Source organism: Pseudoalteromonas sp. MER144-MNA-CIBAN-0113 (genome assembly GCF_040308965.1).
GTDB lineage: Bacteria > Pseudomonadota > Gammaproteobacteria > Enterobacterales > Alteromonadaceae > Pseudoalteromonas > Pseudoalteromonas tetraodonis.
In genome coordinates this window covers 1-247 of the sequence record NZ_JBEOOG010000521.1, presented here as the reverse complement: position 1 = coordinate 247, position 247 = coordinate 1, and the positions used below count along the sequence as shown (strand labels likewise).

At 36.8% G+C, this 247-nt stretch carries 1 pseudogene; it reads right to left on the bottom strand.

What is annotated here, in order from left to right:
• Positions 1-247: pseudogene (locus AAEY57_RS20780) on the bottom strand (leucyl aminopeptidase family protein); the annotation flags it as partial.

Sequence of the window (247 nt, the reverse complement as noted above, 5' to 3'; positions counted from 1 at the left end):
ACACTACCCGACGCTTTTGCTTCGTTAATCGCTAATTTAGCAGCATCAAAATAACGGCGTACATCGTCGTAATCTCTATTTAACGGACCCGTTGGCGCAAGTACAACGCGTTTGTTTTCAATCACTAATAAAGTAACTTGTTTACCAATACGAGAATCAACTTTTGCTTGGTCTAAAATAGCATTACGTAATGAGTTATTTGGTAATAGAGAAAAGTCATCACTAATAATAATAAGCGCATCATGAG